The sequence below is a fragment of the Cellvibrio sp. QJXJ genome (assembly GCF_024452345.1).
In the GTDB taxonomy this organism is placed as follows: domain Bacteria; phylum Pseudomonadota; class Gammaproteobacteria; order Pseudomonadales; family Cellvibrionaceae; genus Cellvibrio.
This window is the reverse complement of record NZ_CP101662.1, coordinates 2,403,968-2,423,226: the sequence shown is the minus strand read 5'-3', so window position 1 is coordinate 2,423,226 and position 19,259 is coordinate 2,403,968. Positions and strand designations below refer to the sequence as shown.

The window sequence follows — 19,259 nt, the reverse complement described above, 5'->3', positions numbered from 1 at the left end:
CGCTTGGATCGAGCAAACTTATCATCGGCTATTTGATAAATACTAAATTCCATTTATCTGTGGTGTTGATTGTCATGTTTGGTTGTCACGGTGATCGCGAATTGGCCGTGCGACGAACTAAATTTTTAATCGGGATTAAACGCGTCGTTTTAATAACGCAACGCTCGCTAAAGCAAATCAGTCAGTTTAGTTTTGTTAATCCTGCTTTCCTTATGGGCATTCAGGTGGGATTATCGAACGGTTTGTTAGTGCAGTGCCTGAAATTCCGATGATAAATGTAATAACGCGGATGCCTGTCTATGTCTAATCAGTTTTATCATTTACTCGCCTCCTGGCTGCCACTCAAAGATAGCGCCAACTGGGTGCTGGGCGCGGTTATTCAAACGCGCGGTTCGGTGTATCGCAAAACTGGCGCGCTAATGTTGCTGAGTGATGCGGGCCATCAATTGGGTATGCTGAGTGGTGGCTGCATTGAATCCGATTTGTTGTTGCAAGCGCGTAAGGTTATCGCGTTGGGGAAATCCCGCCGTGTGGTGTACGACGCGAGCGACGATAGTAATATCGCCTGGCGTTTGGGCATAGGCTGCGGTGGCGCAGCCGAAATTGTGTTGCACCCTTGTAATTCTGCCAATGATTTTTTGCGCCTGCCGGAAATTTTTTCCTGTTTGCAGCAACAGCAAGCCTGTCGTTTTGAGTTGCAAATAGAGGATGCTTTTGCCAGCTTCACACCATGCCCGCGTGCGTTTAGCCAGCGTCAGCATGGCAGTTTGAAGCGCGCCGATGACACGGATAACGGCAAACAAATCCTCACGACCTTAATTAATCCGCTACCCCATTTATTAGTTCTGGGCAGTGGCGTGGATTTAATTCCCCTGTGCCAGCTCGCGCTGATTTTAGGTTGGCGCATCACACTGGTGGATCAACGCTTAAATCCCCACAAACGCGAAAATTTTCCGCCGCAAATTAGCGCGTTGAACACAACCGTTGCCGAATTGGATGATGAATTATTGCAGAGCGTGGATGGCATTATTATCGCCCACCACAATTTGCGTTTGGATGCAGCTGCCGTCGCGGCTTTGCAAGCGCGAACGCTCGCCAATCCTTACATCGGTTTGCTTGGCCCTGCAAAACGCAAAGCGGATGTGCTGGTCGCTGCCGGATTTGATGAGGCGCAATTGAATTGCCTCATTGCCGGGCCTATGGGTTTAGCCTTGGGCGGTGATTTACCGGAGAGCATCGCCTTGTCGGTATTGGCGGAATGTCACGCAAAAATATTTGGCAGCAGCGCCCAACCTCTGGGGCTAATGAGTGCATTGGGCGATACGCTACCCGCGCTCAATTTGGTCGCGGGCGCTGCTATTAATCGCGCTGTTTCTAACGAAGAGTTTCTGACTAAAAAATAGTTTCTGACTAATGAACAGTTTTTGATTAATCAATAAAAGGTGCGCCCATGAATAATAAAACGATAAATCTGGATTGCCTGATTTTAGCGGCGGGCTCTGCCAGCCGTTTTGGCAGCTGTAAACAATTGGCTGATTGGCATGGGCAACCCTTGCTTGCGGCGAGTATTGCTGCTGCGCGCCAATTAAAACCAGCGCGTATTGTGGTGGTGGGTGGTGCTTTTTATCCGCAATTATTACAGGCGCTGCCTGCGCTCAATGCACAGGTAAAAAACAAGACGGAAACGCCGGTTGAATTGCTGGAATTTCCCGCCTGGAATTTGGGCTTGGGCCATTCATTGGCGCACGCCGTTAAATATCTGCAAAACAGTAATCCGGTTTTGGTTTTATTGGCAGATCAACCCTTGATTAGCGCGCAGGATTTACAAAATTTATATCACCGCTGGTGTCAGCACCCGGAAAAAATCACTTGCGCCAGTTTTGCCAATACCTTAGGCGTGCCTGCGTTATTTCCTGCGCACTTTAAAGCGCGCTTGTACGAGTGTCGCGGTGATCGCGGTGCAAAAAGTTTATTGCTGCGTTACAGCAATCACGTGATTCCTGTTGCTATGCCATCGGCGGAATTTGATGTAGATACACCCGCCGATCTTTCTAATTATTTAAGAAAGGCTATTTAAAAAAGTTATTTAAAAAAGCAATTTAACCGTTTTGTTAGTCAATTGATTTTGCCAAGGAGTTACCCATGATTTCGCTTACGATTAATGGTAAAACCCACGAGCTGGATGTGGACCCGGATACGCCGCTGTTGTGGGCGCTGCGCGATGAATTAAATATGACCGGCACCAAGCTGGGTTGTGGCATGGCGCTTTGCGGCGCCTGCACGGTGCACATGAATGGCAGCCCGATACGCTCCTGCAGTTTGCCCATCTCGGCCGCGGCGGGAGCAAAAATTGAAACCATCGAAGGCATTAATTCCCCTGCATTCCAAGCGGTACAACAAGCCTGGCGCGAATTGGATGTGGTGCAGTGCGGCTATTGCCAGTCAGGACAAATCATGTCGGCCACCGCCCTGTTGCAAGGTAATAAAAAACCGACTGATGCACAAATCGATGCCGCTATGAGTGGCAACCTCTGTCGCTGTGCCACCTATCAGCGGATTCGCGGCGCAATTCACCAAGCGGCCGATAAGTTAGGAGGTAAAGCCTAATGAACTTTCTCAAACGACAAACAATTCACGCCCAGCAGCATAATGAACCTTCGGCTTTATCGCGCCGTAATTTTTTGCAGGCAGTGGGACTGGGTGGTGGTTTATTAATTGGCAGCGGATTTGTCGCCGGTAGCGCACAGGTTTTTGCTGCTGATACAACGTCTGCCGATGCCAGCGGCGATGTGCCGTTTTTTAATGCCTTTGTAAAAATATCGCCCGATAACAAAGTCACCATAGTGGTAAAACATTTGGATATGGGGCAGGGCGTCAGTACCGGTTTAACGGCGCTGGTGGCGGAAGAATTGGATGCAAGTTGGGAGCAAATGGATTGGGAATTTGCACCGGCGGATGCCAGCCGCTACAACAATTTATTCTGGGGCCCCGCGCAGGGCACGGGTGGTTCATCATCCATTGCCAACTCCTGGATGCAGTTGCGTCAAACTGGCGCCGCCGCGCGTGAAATGTTGGTCGCTGCCGCTGCCACTGAGTGGAAGGTGCCTGCCAATGAAATTCAGGTGAAAAATGGTGTGATCTCTCACGGCAAACGCACCAGCACTTTTGGTGCGCTCGCGGCAAAAGCGGCTGCGTTGCCGGTGCCGCAAAAACCAGCGGTAAAAGACCCGAAAGATTTTCAATTAATCGGCAAAAAAATTCCGCGTAAAGACAGTTTTGAAAAAACCAACGGCACCGCGATTTACACGCAGGATATTCAATTGCCCGGCATGCTCACTGCCTTAGTAGTCTACCCGCCGCAATTGTTTGGCAAGGTGAAAAAAGTGGATGCCGCCAAAGCTAAAGCAGCGCCCGGTGTTGTTGCTGTGGTGGAATTTCCGCGCGGCGTGGCGGTGGTAGCCGAAAGTTTTTGGGCGGCGCAAAAAGCGCGCAAATTAGTGCAGGTGGAGTGGGATTTATCTGCTTGTGAAACCCGCAGCAGCGATGAATTATTTAAAGCCTGTCACGACGCCGCCAATAAAACCGGTGCGGTAATAAAAACCGCAGGTGATGCCACTGCGACGCTTGCGAAAGCGGACGGTGTGATTAGCGCGCAATATGAATTGCCCTACCTCGCGCACGCGGCGATTGAGCCGCTGAACTGTGTGGTAAAAGCCGAAAAAAATAGCTGTGAACTCTGGTATGCCTGCCAGATGCCGACAGTGGATCAGCAACAGGTTGCTGCTGCTACGGGCGTAAAACCCGAGCAGGTAAATATTCATACACTCTATGCGGGCGGCAGTTTTGGTCGCCGCGCTTGCCCCAGTGATTATGTGGTGGACGCTGCCAATATCGCCAAACAAATTCCAGGGCGCGCAGTAAAAATGGTGTGGACGCGGGAAGATGAAATCCTCAATGGTCGCTACCGGCCTATGGCGGTGCATCACTTGCGCGGAGCGGTATCGGCTGATGGTAAAGCGCTCGCGTGGCAGCATCATGCCGTGGCGCAAGCAATTTTGCGCGGCACGCCGTTTGAAGCGATGATTCAAGGCCCGGTGGATAGCACGGTTGCGGAAGGCATCGACGATATGCACTACGCGATTCCCAACCTGCAAGTGCAGGCCACAGAAATTCCTATTAAGGTCTCCACACTCTGGTGGCGTTCGGTGGGCCATTCGGGCAATGCGTTTGTGGTGGAAACGTTTATTGACCAACTCGCCAAAGCAGCGAAAAAAGATCCGGTTATTTTTCGCCGTGAATTGCTCGCCAGTGAGCCGCGTGCACTCGGTGTATTAAATTTGGCTGCGCAAAAAAGTGATTGGAGTAAAAAATTACCGGAAGGTGTCAGCCGCGGAATTGCGGTGCATAAATCCTTCGGCACCTGGGTGGCGCAAGTGGCTGAAGTGCGAGTGAATAGCGATAACAGTTTTAAAGTCGAACGAGTGGTGTGCGCTGTGGATTGTGGGGTGGCGGTAAACCCCGATGTGATTCGCGCGCAAATGGAAGGCGGTATCGGCATGGGCTTGAGCGCGGCACTGGGTGAAGCGATTACGCTGAAAAACGGTGTGGTCGAGCAAACCAATTATCACAGCTACCCGCTGCTGCGCATCGACGCTATGCCCAAGGTAGAAGTGCATATTGTTCCCTCCGCGGAAATGCCGTCAGGCGTAGGTGAACCTGGTTTGCCTCCCGTCGCTGGTGCAGTCGCCAATGCTTTATTCGCCGCCACCGGTACACCGCGCACGCGTTTGCCCTTAGGGACTAAGGTTTAATACGCTGCACCAAGAAAACCAAGATTTGGTCTTTGATGTAAAAAATGCCGCTGGTTTGCGCCAGCGGCATTTTTTTGGATATTTTTTGGAGGTTTTTTGATATTTCTTGGTCTGTTTTACACTGACTTTTTTCACGTCACTACTGCTGTGCAATCGGCAATAAATTGGCTGCTATATCATTGCTCGCGACTTTGGTGCGCGCCTGTTCACTTAAATTTTGCAATTGGCTAATCACGTCGTTGGCGAGCCAGCTCACGGCTGGGTCGGGATCGTTGCGCAAATTTTCCGCCATGCGAATATGGCTCTGGTTGCCGGTGGCGCGCAGGGCGAGTAGGGCATCCAGTTTTACGCCGGTATCGCTGTCTTGCAGTAGCGGGGCAATGGCGGTGGCCGCGTTGGCGTAACCGGTTTTTGCCAATGCCACCAATGCTTGTTGACGCTCTTGCGGAGTGTCGCTCTCCAGTTTGGTTTGCAGCTTCGCGATGTGCTGCTCCAGCAAACGGTTATCGCCACGCAGCGACATTACCTGCGCTGCCACTCGTTTTATTTCCTCGTTGCTCTGTTGCTGATAGAGCGACTCCAGCGCGTAATCGGGCAGGATGCTGTGATTGTTCGCCAGATCCACAATGCTTTTGCTGGCGATGGCTAGATTGTCGCGCCCCGGGTTCTGCGCTAAAAAATCGGTTAACTTTTCTGAGAAGCTACGGGCATCGCGATCAGACAGGGTGCTCAGTTCTTTTAGTTGTTGATTGCTGTTGGCTGTCACCGCAGCCGCGTCGAGTTCCGCATCGGCGGGGCTTTTGCTTGCAGAAATAGCTGCTGTTTTTTCGCCATTATTGGCGGTGGATATTTGAGTGGTGTTGTGTATGCGGGTGTCTGGTGCATATTGTTGCGCGGTTGTTAAGGCTTGTTCTTGTTGCGCGAGTAAAAATTGCAAATCAAGAATTTTATTTTCCAGCTCGGTAATTTTATTAAGCTGCTGGCTGTCATCATTGCTCAGCATCATGACGCTATAACAAATCGCTGCACCCGCGAGTGCGGGTAACAAAAAATGTTTGTGTAAACCTGTGACAGTGTTCATGGCGTTGCCTCGTTATTATTAAAATATTTTTTATGATGGTAAAAAATAGATAAAAAAGGGGCAGAAAATCCGCCCCTTTTTTATGTCGTACAATAACGGCGAGTTAAGGATTACAAGTTGCCGTAACCAATTGCGCCGTTGCAGTGCATCCACTCGCTGCCACCATTGCCACCACCGCAGGCGCCATTTTGATAAACGCCGGTGTTGTAGGTTTGTACTTCAGATTGACGAGTGCTGCCGTTGACGCTGATGTAATCCACCTGCACATCACGATTGCCCGAATCGTTAAAGTATTCCACCAATGAACCACCGGATAAGCTGGTAGACACAGTGTAGTTGGACATAGTGGTAGAGAGTGTCCAGGTTTGCACGGTGGTGTTATTCACTTTCAGGCGAATTTGTTCACCACCGACAGTGCCACGCGCGCGTACCACAATGGTTTTGTTGCCCGATGGCGCAGAGCTGGAGCTACCGCCACCGCTGCTACCTTCGCTGACTGTAATGTCTGAGCTGCCGGTGCTTTGATAACCTTCAGTCGCCAACACTTGATAGTTGTGTGCACCCAGATTCAAGCCTTTGCTGGCCCAGAAGTTAGCGTGGTTAGCAAAGGTGATGGTGCCAGAAATGTTGCCAAAACCTTTTTTCGGTGTGCGCACGCTGAAGTATTGATAAAAAGTTTGGGTGCCATCGATAGACGGCTGTTGCGTGCGCAGGCAGCGACGAACGTTGTAGGTGGCACCGTCACTTTGGAAGCTGCCGTAGTCAGTACCACCGGCGCAACTGGAAGGGTTGTAAGAGCCGTAGCTTTCAATCACGTAGTATTCAATCAGCGGGCTGCGGGTCCAGCCATAAAGTGCGAGGTAGGAGTTTTGTGAATCGTTTACGTTGTAGCTGCCGGAGTAGCTGATCACACGCGAGCTGCTGCCAGGGTTCCAACCTTTACCGCCCACCCAGTTGTTGGTGCCGCTATTCCATTGCGAGGTGTAACGTCCTCCGGCTTGCAGGGTCATGGTCGCGCTGCCGGAATCTTTCCAAAAGGTGTAATAAAAACCGTTGTTGGTGCCGGTGGAATTGGAGCTGAGGGTTTGTGCACTAACCATTGAAGCGCAAAGTGCAGCAGCACCGATTAAACCACTAAAAAACATTTTGCCTGTTGTGAATTTCATTATTAGTTTCTCTTGTGAGCCACTCAACCAATACCACCCATAGAGGAGGAGGGACTGTTGAAGGTTTACCTGCCTATTGCGGGCAGATGTTTATCAAACGCCATACGACATGCTGTTATTGTTAAAACGGCGTGACGTTTTGATGTGAAATTTATAGCGCTGCACCAACGTTCTTGTCAATAAAACAATAAGCATATTGTCAAATAAACTATATAGGTTTTTTTTAGATTTTTTTGGCTGAATTTACGTGTAAATATTTTTTTAAAGGTTGAATAAATTTGCTAAAAATCGCGTCACTTTTTTATGCGTGAATAGGTTTTGATGAGGGAAATTATTTTTCTGAAATGGTTTTTTATGGGCGAAAAAATAGCGTTATTGCGCTACAAAAATTGTACCCAAACAGGAAAAGCAGAGGCATAAAAAAAGCTCCGGAGTGGATGTGTGATACATCTGCTCCGGAGCTTGCTGATTAACAATCCCTATTACAAAAACGGCGCATCCTTACCAATCGGCGGGTGTTTAAAGCCCGGCGATAGTGGAGTTAGCCCAGGTACGGTACAGCGCACCGTTAGGGCTTTGATCCGCACGCAATTTCAAGCCGAGGGTTTGATAAATCTCGGATTGGGTTTTGCCGCCAATATCGATCACACGGCCACCAGTAATACCGGCGCCCGCTACTATCATCGGTACGTTGTTGTTGCCGTGGGAGTCTGCGTCACCCATGTCAGAAACCTGGGTCACAATCGTTGAGCTAAACAGCCCACGCTCGTTGATCTTATCCAGCAGGTAGCGGGTTAAGCCCTGCATGTAGACAATATCTTCGGTGTAGGCCAAAGGCACGTTGCCCTGATTGTGGTGCGATTGGTGCGACTCACGCCCGAGTACATCAAAGAAATGGGTATGCGCATCGGTACCAAAGGCGATGGACGCAGACGCGGTCAAATTACAGCTCAGCGCCAAGGCCACGATGTCAGCGTGCAACTTGGCGGTTGCATCAAACCCACTGGCGGTGGTGTTGGAGAGCTGTGGACAGGAGCCGCCAGGATTGCTGCCGCCGGTATCGATGGCGGTTTCAATCTCGCGAATCGCGGTGAAGTGGCTATCCAGCTTCTCTTTCTCGTGTTGCCCCAGTTTGTTTTGCAAACTGCTGATCGCTGCATAGTGCAAGTCCACCACCGACTGGCGTGGCGCTGTGCCTGAACCGTTGCCACCACCACTGCCACCACCGGAAAAGAGCACGTCAAGCGCAGCTTGCGGGCTGGTGATCAGCGGTCTACCGGTATAACCCTCGCGGCTGAGTGCCGATTCCGCCGTGGTACCCACATTCAGGTATTTCACCGGGTAATTGGCGCCAATGGTACGGCCGAGGTTCACATCAAAACTGTCCTCAGACCAACTGCCGTTGTTGAAGCGATGAAACATTACCCCGTGACCTGCGCCGCTGAGCGAGGCGTTTTTAAACATTGCGATACGGTTGTAGTGAGTTTGCAGTGGCGCTGACTGAACGGGCAGGGTGCTCCCGGACGGGAACCACTTATCCGGGTGGCAGCCGCCGCCGGAAAACACCAGGCAGTGCTTGGTGGGAGTGCCGGATTGGGCTTCTGCGGTGCGCGCCAACATAACGCCCGCCAGAATGCTGGAGGCTTGAATTAATCCCGCAGCGATACCGGCATGTTTGACGACTTTCAGGAAGTCTCTGCGTTCTTTGTCGAAGCAGTCTTTGTATCTCATGTTATTTACTCCAATTCGTTAACAAGGCGATGAGTGTGAGGGGCGCGCATTAGCGCGCCCACTCCTGCCGGTACATCACAGAATCCAATGCGGGAATTTCTTCAAGCATTGCCCTTGGGCCACTGGTGCTCAGTACATTGGTCAGGTCGGCAATGTCGCAGCGATAAGCGTCTTCTTCCGCTTTACTGATGCGCGAATAGCCAACATCCCTTGTTGAATCAATCAGGAAGATCGAATGGATACCGGTGCTGTAGCTGACAAACTGGGTTGCCAGACAGCTTTGCGCAAGGCTCGATACCATGGGGTCTTCTACCACTGTGCGCGCGAGATCCTTACCGCCATTAAATTGAATGGCTGGCGAGTAAATCACGCGATCCGGGTCGTTGAGGAACTGCAATTGCGGGTAGGGCGAGAAGAAGGTGCCTGCCGCGTTAATCGCATTACCTTTCAGGTCAACTGAACGCACGCGACCGAGGCTGTCGTAGTTCTCCATGCCGCCGCCGAGTGGGTTGATGATCTCGCCATGGCAGTTGGAGCAGCTGGTGCCAGAGGTGATGCGGTCAAAGATCATGCGCTGGGTGGTGTGCGGGTTCTCAAAGAACTCTTTATCACGCGCAGCCAATGCTTCTCGGTCCAGGCTCACACCTGATGGTGGTTCTGGAATGTCCTGACACATCATCCGGCGACGCAGGGCAACGGCACGGGTGACCATGTTGGCATCGGTCGCACTGGCGTAACGTGACAGGAAGGCGCCAGAGATCAAGATCCCGCCGCGGTCACTGGTTGCGGTGCTGACGAAGCCATCGCTATCGGCGCCATTGGCGTTGTAGGGCAAGCCATAAAGGTTGGCCAGGCGCTGGTTCACGTGGGTGTAGCTGGGGTTGTACAGCGAGGCGAAACTGGAGCCGCTGCCCAACATGGCCTGGGCAAAGTTTTTACCCAATTCCAGCTTCATGTCGTTGGCCAGAGTGGCAAAGTTGGTTACACCGCTCTTCTCTTTGATCTCCAACTGTTCGGTACCCAACCAGCGGTTCACAAAGTCGCCCAGCAATACACGGGTATTGGCCGAGTTCAGCAGCAGTGCCGCCTGTTGGCGCACGCCAGCCACTGTATTCAAATCGCCACGGCCAGCAGCCGCCAGCAAATCTGCACTGGGGGTGGTGCCGGTAAAGGTGTAGCTCATGAAGGTCGCCATCTCATAGCCGTCCAACTTGTAAGCGCCGCCACTGGCGGTGCCCAACTCGGAGCGGTACAGGAATTGTGGTGACGACAACATCGCCGCCAGTGCGATTTCCATACCTTCGGTTACTGTGCGGCCACCGGTGGTGCCGCGTGCAACGCCGCGGTATGCGGTTTGCTCATCGGCGGTTAATGGGCGACGGAAAATGCGCGGTGCCAGTTCGTTCACCAGCTTGTCGGCGCAAGTGGTGCTTGGGCTACAGGCCAATACTGCGTTCCAGCGGCTTGCTACATCGGTAGCAATACGTTCGGCGGTAGAGATGTAGCTGGTGTAGCGGTTTTTATCCACGATCAGGGTGTTGTTGTTCATGAATGAGCCGGCGATAAAGTCGTCGGGCAAACGTGAAATGACATCCTGGGTGTAACCCACCAAATCGCGTACCGAGCGTTGATACTCGTTTTTGGTCAGTAAGCGCAGGGTGCGTTGGCCGTAGGTTGGGCCGGTGCTTGGGCAGCTGAAGTTGGATACCGGATTATCCGGAATACCATCAGACGGTCTGCGCCAGGTCCAGATATAGGCTTCCAAATCTGCTGCGCATTGGCCGGTACAGCTACCTGGGTCGGTCTGTGGCATCCACATGGCAATAAAGTCGCGCAGGCTGCGATCCTGATTGTCCTGACTGTGGCGATAGACCGAGCGGTTCGGGTTCAGCGGTGCTGCTGCTGGTGTACCGTTGGCATTTTTCTCTCCATCTACCCCGTGACAGGCTACACAGCTTTGGGTATTCCACAGGGTTGACCCGCGGGTGGCGTCGCCAATAATTTCACCGCTACCACTTGAGCTGCTGGAGCTGGAACTGCTGGACAGGCTGCTGGTGGAGCTGAGTGAGCTAGTGCTGGTAGCGCTGGAGCTGCTGGAAGAACTTTGGCCGTTGGAGTAGACCAGATTGATGGCGTTGCTAGCCACTGAAGGCACACTGTCGCGGTAGCTAATTACCTTGTAATCGTAACTGCCGTAAGCAGAGAGCAGGTTCTCCATGAAGCTTGCGCTATTGGCGGTCAGATTGCTTTGGGTTGTCCAGCGGCCATCGGTGCCTTTGCGGCGAATCAGGAAGCCGGTTTCGTTGTTGCTCACATCCGCCCAGGTCAGCGTCGCTTCGCCGGTAACCTGGCTCAGGTTACCCATCAAGCTGGCCGGTGCGGCAGGTGCCGTTGGCAGCGTGATCGCGGCGATGTTGGTGGGGTTGTCGCGGGTGAGGAACATCTTGAAGTACACCGGTGTTTTCTCGCCGATTGCACTTAAATTGGCAACCACACGCAGTGCTTCAACACCGGCATTCAGTTCAAAATCAACGCTATTGACCACTATGGGGCGACGCGGTGACACACTGATGCTGGTGCTGCTGTGTTTGACGATGGTGGCATCGAAACTGATCGGTTTATTTACCGCATGCAGAATCAAATTACCGGTCAAGGTTTGTACCTGCATAGCACCTACGGCCATGGCATCCAGCGCGCTCATATCCAGCTGCGTTGTAAAGTGCAGGCTGGGCAGGTAGCTGGATTCAAACAACAGGTTTTGCATACGCGTATTGCGAATATCAAACCCGGTTGAAATGCTCGCCAGAGGAATGGTCAGCGTTGCGTTACCGCTTGTCGCCACCGTGCCTTGCAGTTGGGTAAAGGTGAAGGTTTCCGCTGTGTTGGTGTTTTTAACCGCAACAAAGTGGAAGCTGGACTTGGTGGCATCCACTAGCCAGCGCGCCGCTACCGATGGCACAACACTGCTACTTGAGCTGCTGGAGCTACTGGGTGCAATGCTGCTTGAACTGCTGCTTACCGGAGTGCTGCCATTACAGCTTGCGCCGTTTAGTGTAAAGGCGGTGGGCACTTGGGTGCTGGGGTTATTCACCACAAAACCAAACTGTGCACTGGCATTAGTTGCCAGGTTGCCGTTGTAGGCGGCGTTGTTGACACACACATTTTTGCCGGTGGCGGTGAAGGTTCCATCCCACAGGTTGGCAATAGTTTCACTGCCATTGAAGGTCCAGCACAGCTGCCAGCTAGTCACTGCGGCACCGTTATTTTTGACGGCGACGGCAATTTGCGCACCACTGCCCCAGCTATTGGTTGTTGTGTAGGAAACATCGCATAGGTTTTGCGCTGTTGCTGGCACTGCCAGTGCAAGGGCTAAACCGAATGGGGAGAGCGCGGAGAGTTTACGTAAGTTTTTCATAATGGTTTCTCTTTAGCCTCCAATTAGCGCGCGTCAAAAACAAGCGCGAAGTCCACAGGCACTGCCGCACTGATCGACGTCAGGTTGACAATCGCACGCAGGGCTTCCACGCCGGCAGTCAGGTTGAAATCACCCGCACGAGTTAACACTGGGGCCATGCTCTGCACCAAAATGCGCGAATTGGACAGGCGCTGTACCGATACCCGGGTAGTCACCGGAAAGCTCACGCCATGCAAGTTGATATTGGCGCTCACATCGGTCTGGGTGGTTTGCCCCAGAGCTAATGTGCTGAGCAGTGTGCCCGGCACGGCGACAGAAATGGTGGCGGTGGGGAAGCTGGCGGTTTCAAACAGCAAATCGCGCACTCGCTGGTCGCGCAGGGCAACACCGGTGATGACGCTGTTCAGGTCGATAGTCACGGTTGCCAGGCCATCGCTGCCAATGGCACCGGTCAAGGTTGTGAAGGTGTGAACTTCCACGTTGTGGGTATTTTTAGTGGTGACAAAATTCAGATAGGAGGCGCTGCTATTCAGATCCCACGCTGCCTGATTTACCGCCGATGAAGACGAGCTGGTTGTCATACTGCTCGACAGCGACGAAGAACTGGAAGAGACCGGCGTTGGGCTGGAGCTGACAGATGCTGCGGAAGAGCTACTTGCTGACGACGCAGCGGCACCACACGCGGCACCAGTTACCTGCGGTACTTCAGGCGCTGCACTGCCTTTGCTGCCCTGAAAGCCTATCTCCACTGTTTGGTTTGGCTGAATACTGCCATTCCAACTCAAATTGGAGGCAGAGTAGGGGTTGGTGCCGCTGTAGTTGGCATTCCAGCTGCTGGTCAGGCGATTGTCACCGCTGTATTGCCAGCTCACATTCCAGCCATTGATCGGGCTAGTGCCACTGTTGGTTATTCTAATGGCGGCAGTGAACCCGTTATTCCACTGGTTGGTGACTACATACTGACAGCCAGCGTACACCTTGGCTGACAGTACAACAGTTGCCAGGCTGAACCCCAGCAGGCAGAGCGATCGGGTAACCCTGCCCCGTGGGCGCGGGGTGATCGCAGAGGCGGTAAAACTACTCATGGTGTTTTCCTCTTAAGTGAATGTCGGGCGAACCCGGCAAGGGGCCTTCAATAACCGGCAGCTGCTGAAACCCCACGCAACTGCCAATTAATCGACGGGTAAATAGCGCCCAAACAGTTGTTGCACTCGCTGTTTGAACTGTTAAAAAAAACGGTAGGCTCATCAGGTTTTTGAAATTCGTTTAGTGAGCTGAATTGAATCGGTAAGTAGCGGCGGCTCCGGGCGATTATTATTTCCGGCTCCTTTCGACGGTGGTAATGAATGAATAAATGTCTGCCCGACAATGCACGCTGGGGCGAGCAAAAAGAAATACACCAACATCACAAAGCTGTAATCAACGGTGTAATTCCATGGGCGTGCAATACCCAAGTAACAAGCGAACAACCAGGAAATGCTGGAGACAACACCCGTAAAAATGACTAATGTTTTTTCAATATTGCCCAGCCCCAAAATGCCACGGCTGGATACCACGCGCGGAAAACTGAAGTGATGTAACGCTATACCATTGAGTGTAAGAATTCCTACCACGGTGAACTTGGCCCAGAGTTTTTGATTTAATAAATACTCTTGCGGATTGTCTATGTAGCCAATTACCACCAGCATTAATCCAGAAATCCACAGCACAACCAAGGCGAGCGAAATTATTTTTGCCGCGCGTTGCAATTCGTCAATCGCTTGGCTTGGTAAAGCGCGGCCACGGGTTTTTGCCAACGCTAAATCCTGTATCAATAAAATGCCCACCGCCACACAGGCAGCAATTAAATGAACATAAATAATTAGGGTTTTCATGGGCCAATCCGCTGTTCTATTGTTGTTTTTGAATCAATCACTATCACTGCGGGTGAAATGATTGCGCTAACGTTTTGATTTGTTCAAAAAGTGAAAAAATAAAAATTCGCAGCTAAAAACAAAACGGTTTTTTTAAGGCAATAGAAACCACTGCGCTCTGTGCAGGCACAAAAACGATCGTGGTTGGTCGATGAGGGTTGTAAAGCGACAGAACAAAATCGTTTTACGGGGCATTGCGCGCGATAAACGCGTTGGCTCTCACAGCTCGGTCAAACTTTTTAATTATACTTTTTTACTAATGATTTTTTGTTGTTGGTACCCGCATTCCAAAATTATTTGAACTAGTGGAGAAGGGTACTTGTATGCGAAGCGCATGTTGCTTGCAAATCATACAAAAAATTGTGCGCTAGTCCACTAAAATGTGAGTAATTCCGGTGCAGTAATTCACGAAAAAATTATTTTGTCGTTAAAAACTTTATTTTGGCGCGTAAATCAATTTTTATTTTTTGCTGTTTTTCAGATTTGATCAGGTGATTTACTAAAAATTATTTTTCTAAAAAAGTTAAAAACTTTTTGCTAATTAATTTTTCAGTGGTTATTTTTTTCAAGCATGAATTTATGGTTTGCGGGTGAAAATTTGTGTGCAGATTCGCCGGTGGGTAAAGGGTAACAAAATAGAAACTTGCGGCTAGTGGTTAGGTCACGGGCGCCACTCTTTCGGGATAGGTGTGTTTGTTTGTAGTCAGGTGGTAACTTGCATTTTGGTCTCATCCCATCTAAACATGGCATTAGTTTGTATTTATTAATGCGGAAGATGAATCGATGTTTGAAATCAGTCAGTTGCGGTGTTTTGTGGCGGTTGCCGAAGAATTGCACTTTAGTCGGGCGGCAGAGCGACTGAATATGACCCAGCCTCCCTTGAGCCGGCAGATTCGCCTGTTGGAGCATCATGTCGGTGCGCAGTTGCTGGAGCGTACCAGTCGTACAGTGCGGTTAACGGCGGCAGGCAAAGCTTTTTTTCCGGACGCAGCGCGTATTCTGCGGTTGGCCGAGGAGGCAGCGGCAACGGCGCGCAGAAATGCAAAAGGCGAGAAGGGTTCGCTCTCTATTGGTTTTACCGCCTCCTTTGGTTATCACTTGCTGCCGGCCATGGTGCGGCGCTTGCGTGAACTAGCGCCTGACGTCTCCCTCACGCTCAAGGAGTTAGTGACCGGCGCCCAGCTGGAGGCGCTGCATGCTGGGGTGCTGGATGTTGGGTTGGTGCGCCCGCACAGTCATGATGGTGAATTGGAAACCGTGTTTCTTGCCGGAGAGGAGCTTTACCTGGCAATCCCCAAGCAGGACGCTGACCTCTGGCCAACCGAGCCTGACCTGACGTGCCTTCAGTCAAAACCCTTCCTCATGTATTCACCCTATGAGGCGCGCTATTTTCACAACCTGCTGTCCAGCTGCTTTCAGCGCGAGGACGTGCTGCCCCAAATTGTAGAGTATGTGGCGCAAATGCATACCATGTTGGCGCTAGTGCAGTCGGGCATTGGGGTGGCGCTGATTCCCAAGTCGGCCTCCAGTTTGCATTTTGAGGGAATACTGCTGCGCCAAGTGATCACTACGCCGCCCAAGCCGGTGGAGATGGTTTACAGCTACCGTAAAGACAACAACAACCCAGCACTGGAAACTTTTCTGCAGGAGGTGTTACCAGAATTCAAAAGCTGATTCATCTGTTGCATTGCGCGCCACGATTGATACATGAATTAAATCGTTTTATCTAGTGATTGATTTGATTCGTGAATAACATGCGCTCAGAATCAGTCACATCAGCGGGTGGTTTGAAGCGACGTTAATAGCAATAAATTACGCGACTCTCTTATCAAATCATGCCGCAATAATTGGCCTTGCCCAGCTCAACCCATGAGAGGTGGATATGTTCAACCACAATCCGGCGCCAGTATTATCCGACTATCTTCGCTCATAGCGAACTTCCTGCGCTTCTGTAAAGAGGCGTGGGCTTTTTATTCAGTGTGATAGCAGTAAAAAATAATTTTTCTAATTGTATTTTTATCAACTAATCTTTTTTGAGCTATTTAGCTCACCATAAAAATATCCAGCTACAAATTTTTGAATTTATCGTCAGTGGCGGAAGTTCAAGTGTTACGCGGTTATAAAAATAAGATCGAAGAAGCGGCAATGGATAATAGGAATAAAATTAATACATTATCCAAATTAAAAAAACAGCGAGGAGTTTCTATGAGAAAGTTTACCCTAAATCCGCTCGTGCTGGCGATGGCTGCCAGTGTATTGCCTGCAACCAGTTTTGCGCAGGATGCATCTAACGATCAACTGGAAGAAGTCGTAGTTACTGGCAGCTTTCGCGCCAGCTTGGCTAATGCACTGAATACCAAGCGAACATCCGCAAATAATGTCGATGCCATTGTGGCAGAAGACATGGGCAAAATGCCCGACCTGAACCTCGCTGAATCTTTGCAGCGTGTGCCCGGTGTAGCTATTACCCGCGAAGGTGGTGAAGGTAGAAATATTACCGTACGCGGCCTTGGCCCAAGTTTCTCTGCTACCACATTAAATGGGATGGAAGTGCCTTCCAGTACTGGTGGGTTGGATTCTTCCGGCGGTGTAAATCGCGGTCGTTCATTTGACTTTAATGTGTTTGCATCAGAATTATTTAACAAAATTATTTTGAATAAATCCTCCAAGGGTTCATTGGAAGAGGGTGGTTTGGCGTCAACCGTAGAATTGTATTCTGCTAAGCCATTTGATAACCCTGGCCCGCACGCGGTAATTGGCGGTTCCATGGCGGTGGATAATTTAACCGGTGAAGATGACCCGCGTATTGTCGCTATGGCAAGCAATACTTTTGCTGATGATAAATTTGGTGTGTTGGTCAGTTTTGCCCAGTCCGAGCGCAATATTCGTCAGGAAGGTTTTGGTACTGTGCGTTATACCTCGGCATTTGATAACTCCAATAGAAGTTTTGTCGGTAATGATTCCACAGTGGCGATTACCGGTACCCCCGATCCATTGGCTAACTATCCAGAGCTGAACCCTGCAGACCCTAAAGTAACCAACGAATCATTGGATTACATGTTGTTCCCGCGCTTGCCGCGTATGGACTCGTTTAATACCGATCAAAAACGCACAGGCGTAACAGGTTCATTTCAGTTCCGCCCAACTGATCGCATGGAATTCACATTGGACTATTTAAAGTCTGATCTGAAAACTGAAGTTTCTTCCTACAATTTCTTTGCGCAATTCCGTAATACTTTTGGTTCGATTACGCCCACCAGTATTGTATTGGATGAGGCGGGCCGTGTCGCCGTTGCGGGCGAATTTACCGGTGTAACACCGCGCGTAGAAAGTCGCGGCCAATTCAGTGATACCGAATTTGAGCAGGTGGTGCTCTCTGGTAAATTTGACTTAACCGACAATTTAAAATTGGATGTGATGTTTGGTAATGCGGCAGTAGTGCATGACGAAGAGCAGTATCGTTTTAACCTTGATGCGCTCAACCCCACTTATGCCAATGCGGACGCACCGCGTCGCCAAGCGATTAATGGTCTGAACCCGACTTATTTCTCTTATGATTTCCGCGAGAACAGTGATATCGCAGAAATGACTTACGGTTTCGATATTAATAATCCACTCAACTACCATTTCACGGCGCCCACCATTCGTAAAGATATTGTAGAGCGCGAGAACGATACTTTCCGTTCAGATCTGACCTGGGATTTGGATGAATCAAGCATCAAGACCGGGGTGATTTGGAACGAGCGCAATATCACCTCTGAGCGCCACGACCCAACTGAGGGGTCTTTGACTGATCCGGTTGCACGGGTAAGCACGGGCTCCGGTACCAGCACGATTATGCCTATTACCTCAGCAAGCACTAATTTAGTCACTACCTTGTCGGCAGTGACCAAGGGTTACGGCGATGCAATTGATCCACCCGCAGGATTTCCTACTGATTTTGTGATTAACGATTTTGCGGCTACCAAAGCAGCTTACGGTGCAGGTTCATTCACCTTGAACCCGAATGATCCGTCAACCTTTGATGTGACCGAAAACACCGCCGGTATTTATGCCGAATACACTCGCAGTATGGAATTGGCAGGCATGCCATTAATGGTGAACACTGGCTTGCGTTACGTGGAAACTGAAGTGGAATCATTGGGTGTCGCAGGTGGAGTTGCCTCCAAGCGCAGCAGTGATTATGCCGAGTGGTTGCCATCACTTAACGCCACGTTGGAAGTGGTGGAGGATTTCCTGATTCGCTTTAGCGCCAACCGCAATTTATCTCGTCCTAATTTGTCCAGCATGACGGCGACCGTAAATGCGACGCCTATCAATGGCAATATTTCTGTGGGCAATCCTGGTCTCGATCCTATTATTGCTGATGCGGTGGATTTGGGCGTTGAATGGTATTTTGCCGAAGAGTCAGTGTTAGGGATTACTTTCTTCCACAAAGATATCGACAGTTTTATTCTTAACAGTACCGTGTCTGGTTTATTGCCAGCTGACTTGAAAGCTATTATTGGCACGGCCTATCCACAAACCAATCCTGCTTCTCCGTCGTTTGATCCAAATGGTGTCAGCATGAATGATGAGTGGAATATTTCCACGCCCATCAATGGTGAAGGCGCTAAATTGGATGGCTATGAAATTTCCTATCAACAGCCTTTTAGTTTCTTGCCGGCAGCGCTTGAAGGTTTCGGTGTATTTGCTAACTACACCTATGTTGATTCCGAAATCACGTATCCAGGTGATATCAAAGGCACGCTAACCGGGTTGTCTGAAAACAGTTACAACTACGGTATTTATTTTGAGCGTGAGCAGTTTGGTGCGCGCGTGGTGGTGAATGGTCGCGACGATTACGTAACTGCTATTCCAGGCAGCGACAGAAACTATTCAGAAAACACTACCGGTCCAACCCGTGTTGATATGTCGGCGTTTTACAATATTACCGACAATATCAAAGTTAGCCTTGAAGTCATTAACCTGACGGAAGAGGACGAACGTCTTTACACAACCGGCCCACTCAGTTCTGGTGGCGATCTGAATTTGGTGCGCGAGATCAACAATACCGGTCGTGAAATTAGCTTGGGCCTTCGTGCGACCTTCTAAGGTTTGTTAGTCGTTATTTTCCTGCATTAATCCATCGAACCATTGGCA

Annotated in this window: 12 protein-coding genes; 6 read left to right on the top strand and 6 right to left on the bottom strand. The window is 50.5% G+C overall.

Going from position 1 to position 19,259, the window contains the following annotated elements; translation table 11 throughout:
• Window positions 1-299: 299 nt before the first annotated feature.
• The 4 genes from NNX04_RS10420 (at window position 300) to NNX04_RS10405 (ending at window position 4,811) form a co-directional block, all read left to right on the top strand.
• Window positions 300-1,403 carry an XdhC family protein gene (locus NNX04_RS10420; RefSeq protein ID WP_261945709.1) on the top strand — a complete coding sequence of 368 codons (1,104 nt, stop codon included), beginning with the start codon at window positions 300-302 and terminating at the stop codon, window positions 1,401-1,403.
• A 47-nt stretch (window positions 1,404-1,450) separates the two neighbouring features.
• Window positions 1,451-2,077 carry a nucleotidyltransferase family protein gene (locus NNX04_RS10415; protein WP_261945708.1) on the top strand — a complete coding sequence of 209 codons (627 nt, stop codon included), beginning with the start codon at window positions 1,451-1,453 and terminating at the stop codon, window positions 2,075-2,077.
• 65 nt (window positions 2,078-2,142) lie between these two features.
• Window positions 2,143-2,607 carry a (2Fe-2S)-binding protein gene (locus NNX04_RS10410; protein WP_007644715.1) on the top strand — a complete coding sequence of 155 codons (465 nt, stop codon included), beginning with the start codon at window positions 2,143-2,145 and terminating at the stop codon, window positions 2,605-2,607.
• The gene (locus tag NNX04_RS10405) at window positions 2,607-4,811 is read left to right on the top strand and encodes a xanthine dehydrogenase family protein molybdopterin-binding subunit (protein WP_261945707.1); all 2,205 of its coding nucleotides are present in this window, start codon (window positions 2,607-2,609) and stop codon (window positions 4,809-4,811) included. The genes NNX04_RS10410 and NNX04_RS10405 overlap by 1 nt, the downstream gene beginning before the upstream one ends.
• A 139-nt stretch (window positions 4,812-4,950) precedes the next feature.
• Here the strand turns inward: NNX04_RS10405 and NNX04_RS10400 are convergent, their stop codons facing one another.
• The 6 genes from NNX04_RS10400 to NNX04_RS10375 form a co-directional block, all read right to left on the bottom strand.
• On the bottom strand, window positions 4,951-5,892 hold the full coding sequence (locus tag NNX04_RS10400; protein WP_261945706.1) for a HEAT repeat domain-containing protein: 942 nt from the start codon (window positions 5,890-5,892) through the stop codon (window positions 4,951-4,953).
• Between the two features lie 110 nt (window positions 5,893-6,002).
• On the bottom strand, window positions 6,003-7,058 hold the full coding sequence (locus tag NNX04_RS10395; protein WP_261945705.1) for a glycoside hydrolase family 11 protein: 1,056 nt from the start codon (window positions 7,056-7,058) through the stop codon (window positions 6,003-6,005).
• 519 nt (window positions 7,059-7,577) lie between these two features.
• On the bottom strand, window positions 7,578-8,789 hold the full coding sequence (locus NNX04_RS10390; RefSeq protein WP_261945704.1) for a DUF1552 domain-containing protein: 1,212 nt from the start codon (window positions 8,787-8,789) through the stop codon (window positions 7,578-7,580).
• Window positions 8,790-8,838: 49 nt separating this feature from the next.
• Complete coding sequence (locus NNX04_RS10385) at window positions 8,839-12,204, bottom strand: DUF1592 domain-containing protein (protein ID WP_261948379.1); 3,366 nt, start codon at window positions 12,202-12,204, stop codon at window positions 8,839-8,841.
• A gap of 23 nt (window positions 12,205-12,227) precedes the next feature.
• A complete protein-coding gene (locus NNX04_RS10380) occupies window positions 12,228-13,289 on the bottom strand; it encodes a cellulose binding domain-containing protein (protein WP_261948378.1) in 1,062 nt (353 codons plus the stop codon).
• Window positions 13,290-13,451: 162 nt separating this feature from the next.
• A complete protein-coding gene (locus NNX04_RS10375) occupies window positions 13,452-14,078 on the bottom strand; it encodes a DUF2214 family protein (RefSeq protein ID WP_151054172.1) in 627 nt (208 codons plus the stop codon).
• 822 nt (window positions 14,079-14,900) lie between these two features.
• Here NNX04_RS10375 and NNX04_RS10370 point away from each other — a divergent pair.
• Entirely contained in the window at window positions 14,901-15,791 is an 891-nt protein-coding gene (locus NNX04_RS10370) for a LysR substrate-binding domain-containing protein (protein WP_007644733.1), read from the top strand.
• Window positions 15,792-16,322: 531 nt separating this feature from the next.
• Window positions 16,323-19,211 carry a TonB-dependent receptor gene (locus tag NNX04_RS10365; protein WP_261948377.1) on the top strand — a complete coding sequence of 963 codons (2,889 nt, stop codon included), beginning with the start codon at window positions 16,323-16,325 and terminating at the stop codon, window positions 19,209-19,211.
• Window positions 19,212-19,259 lie beyond the last annotated feature (48 nt).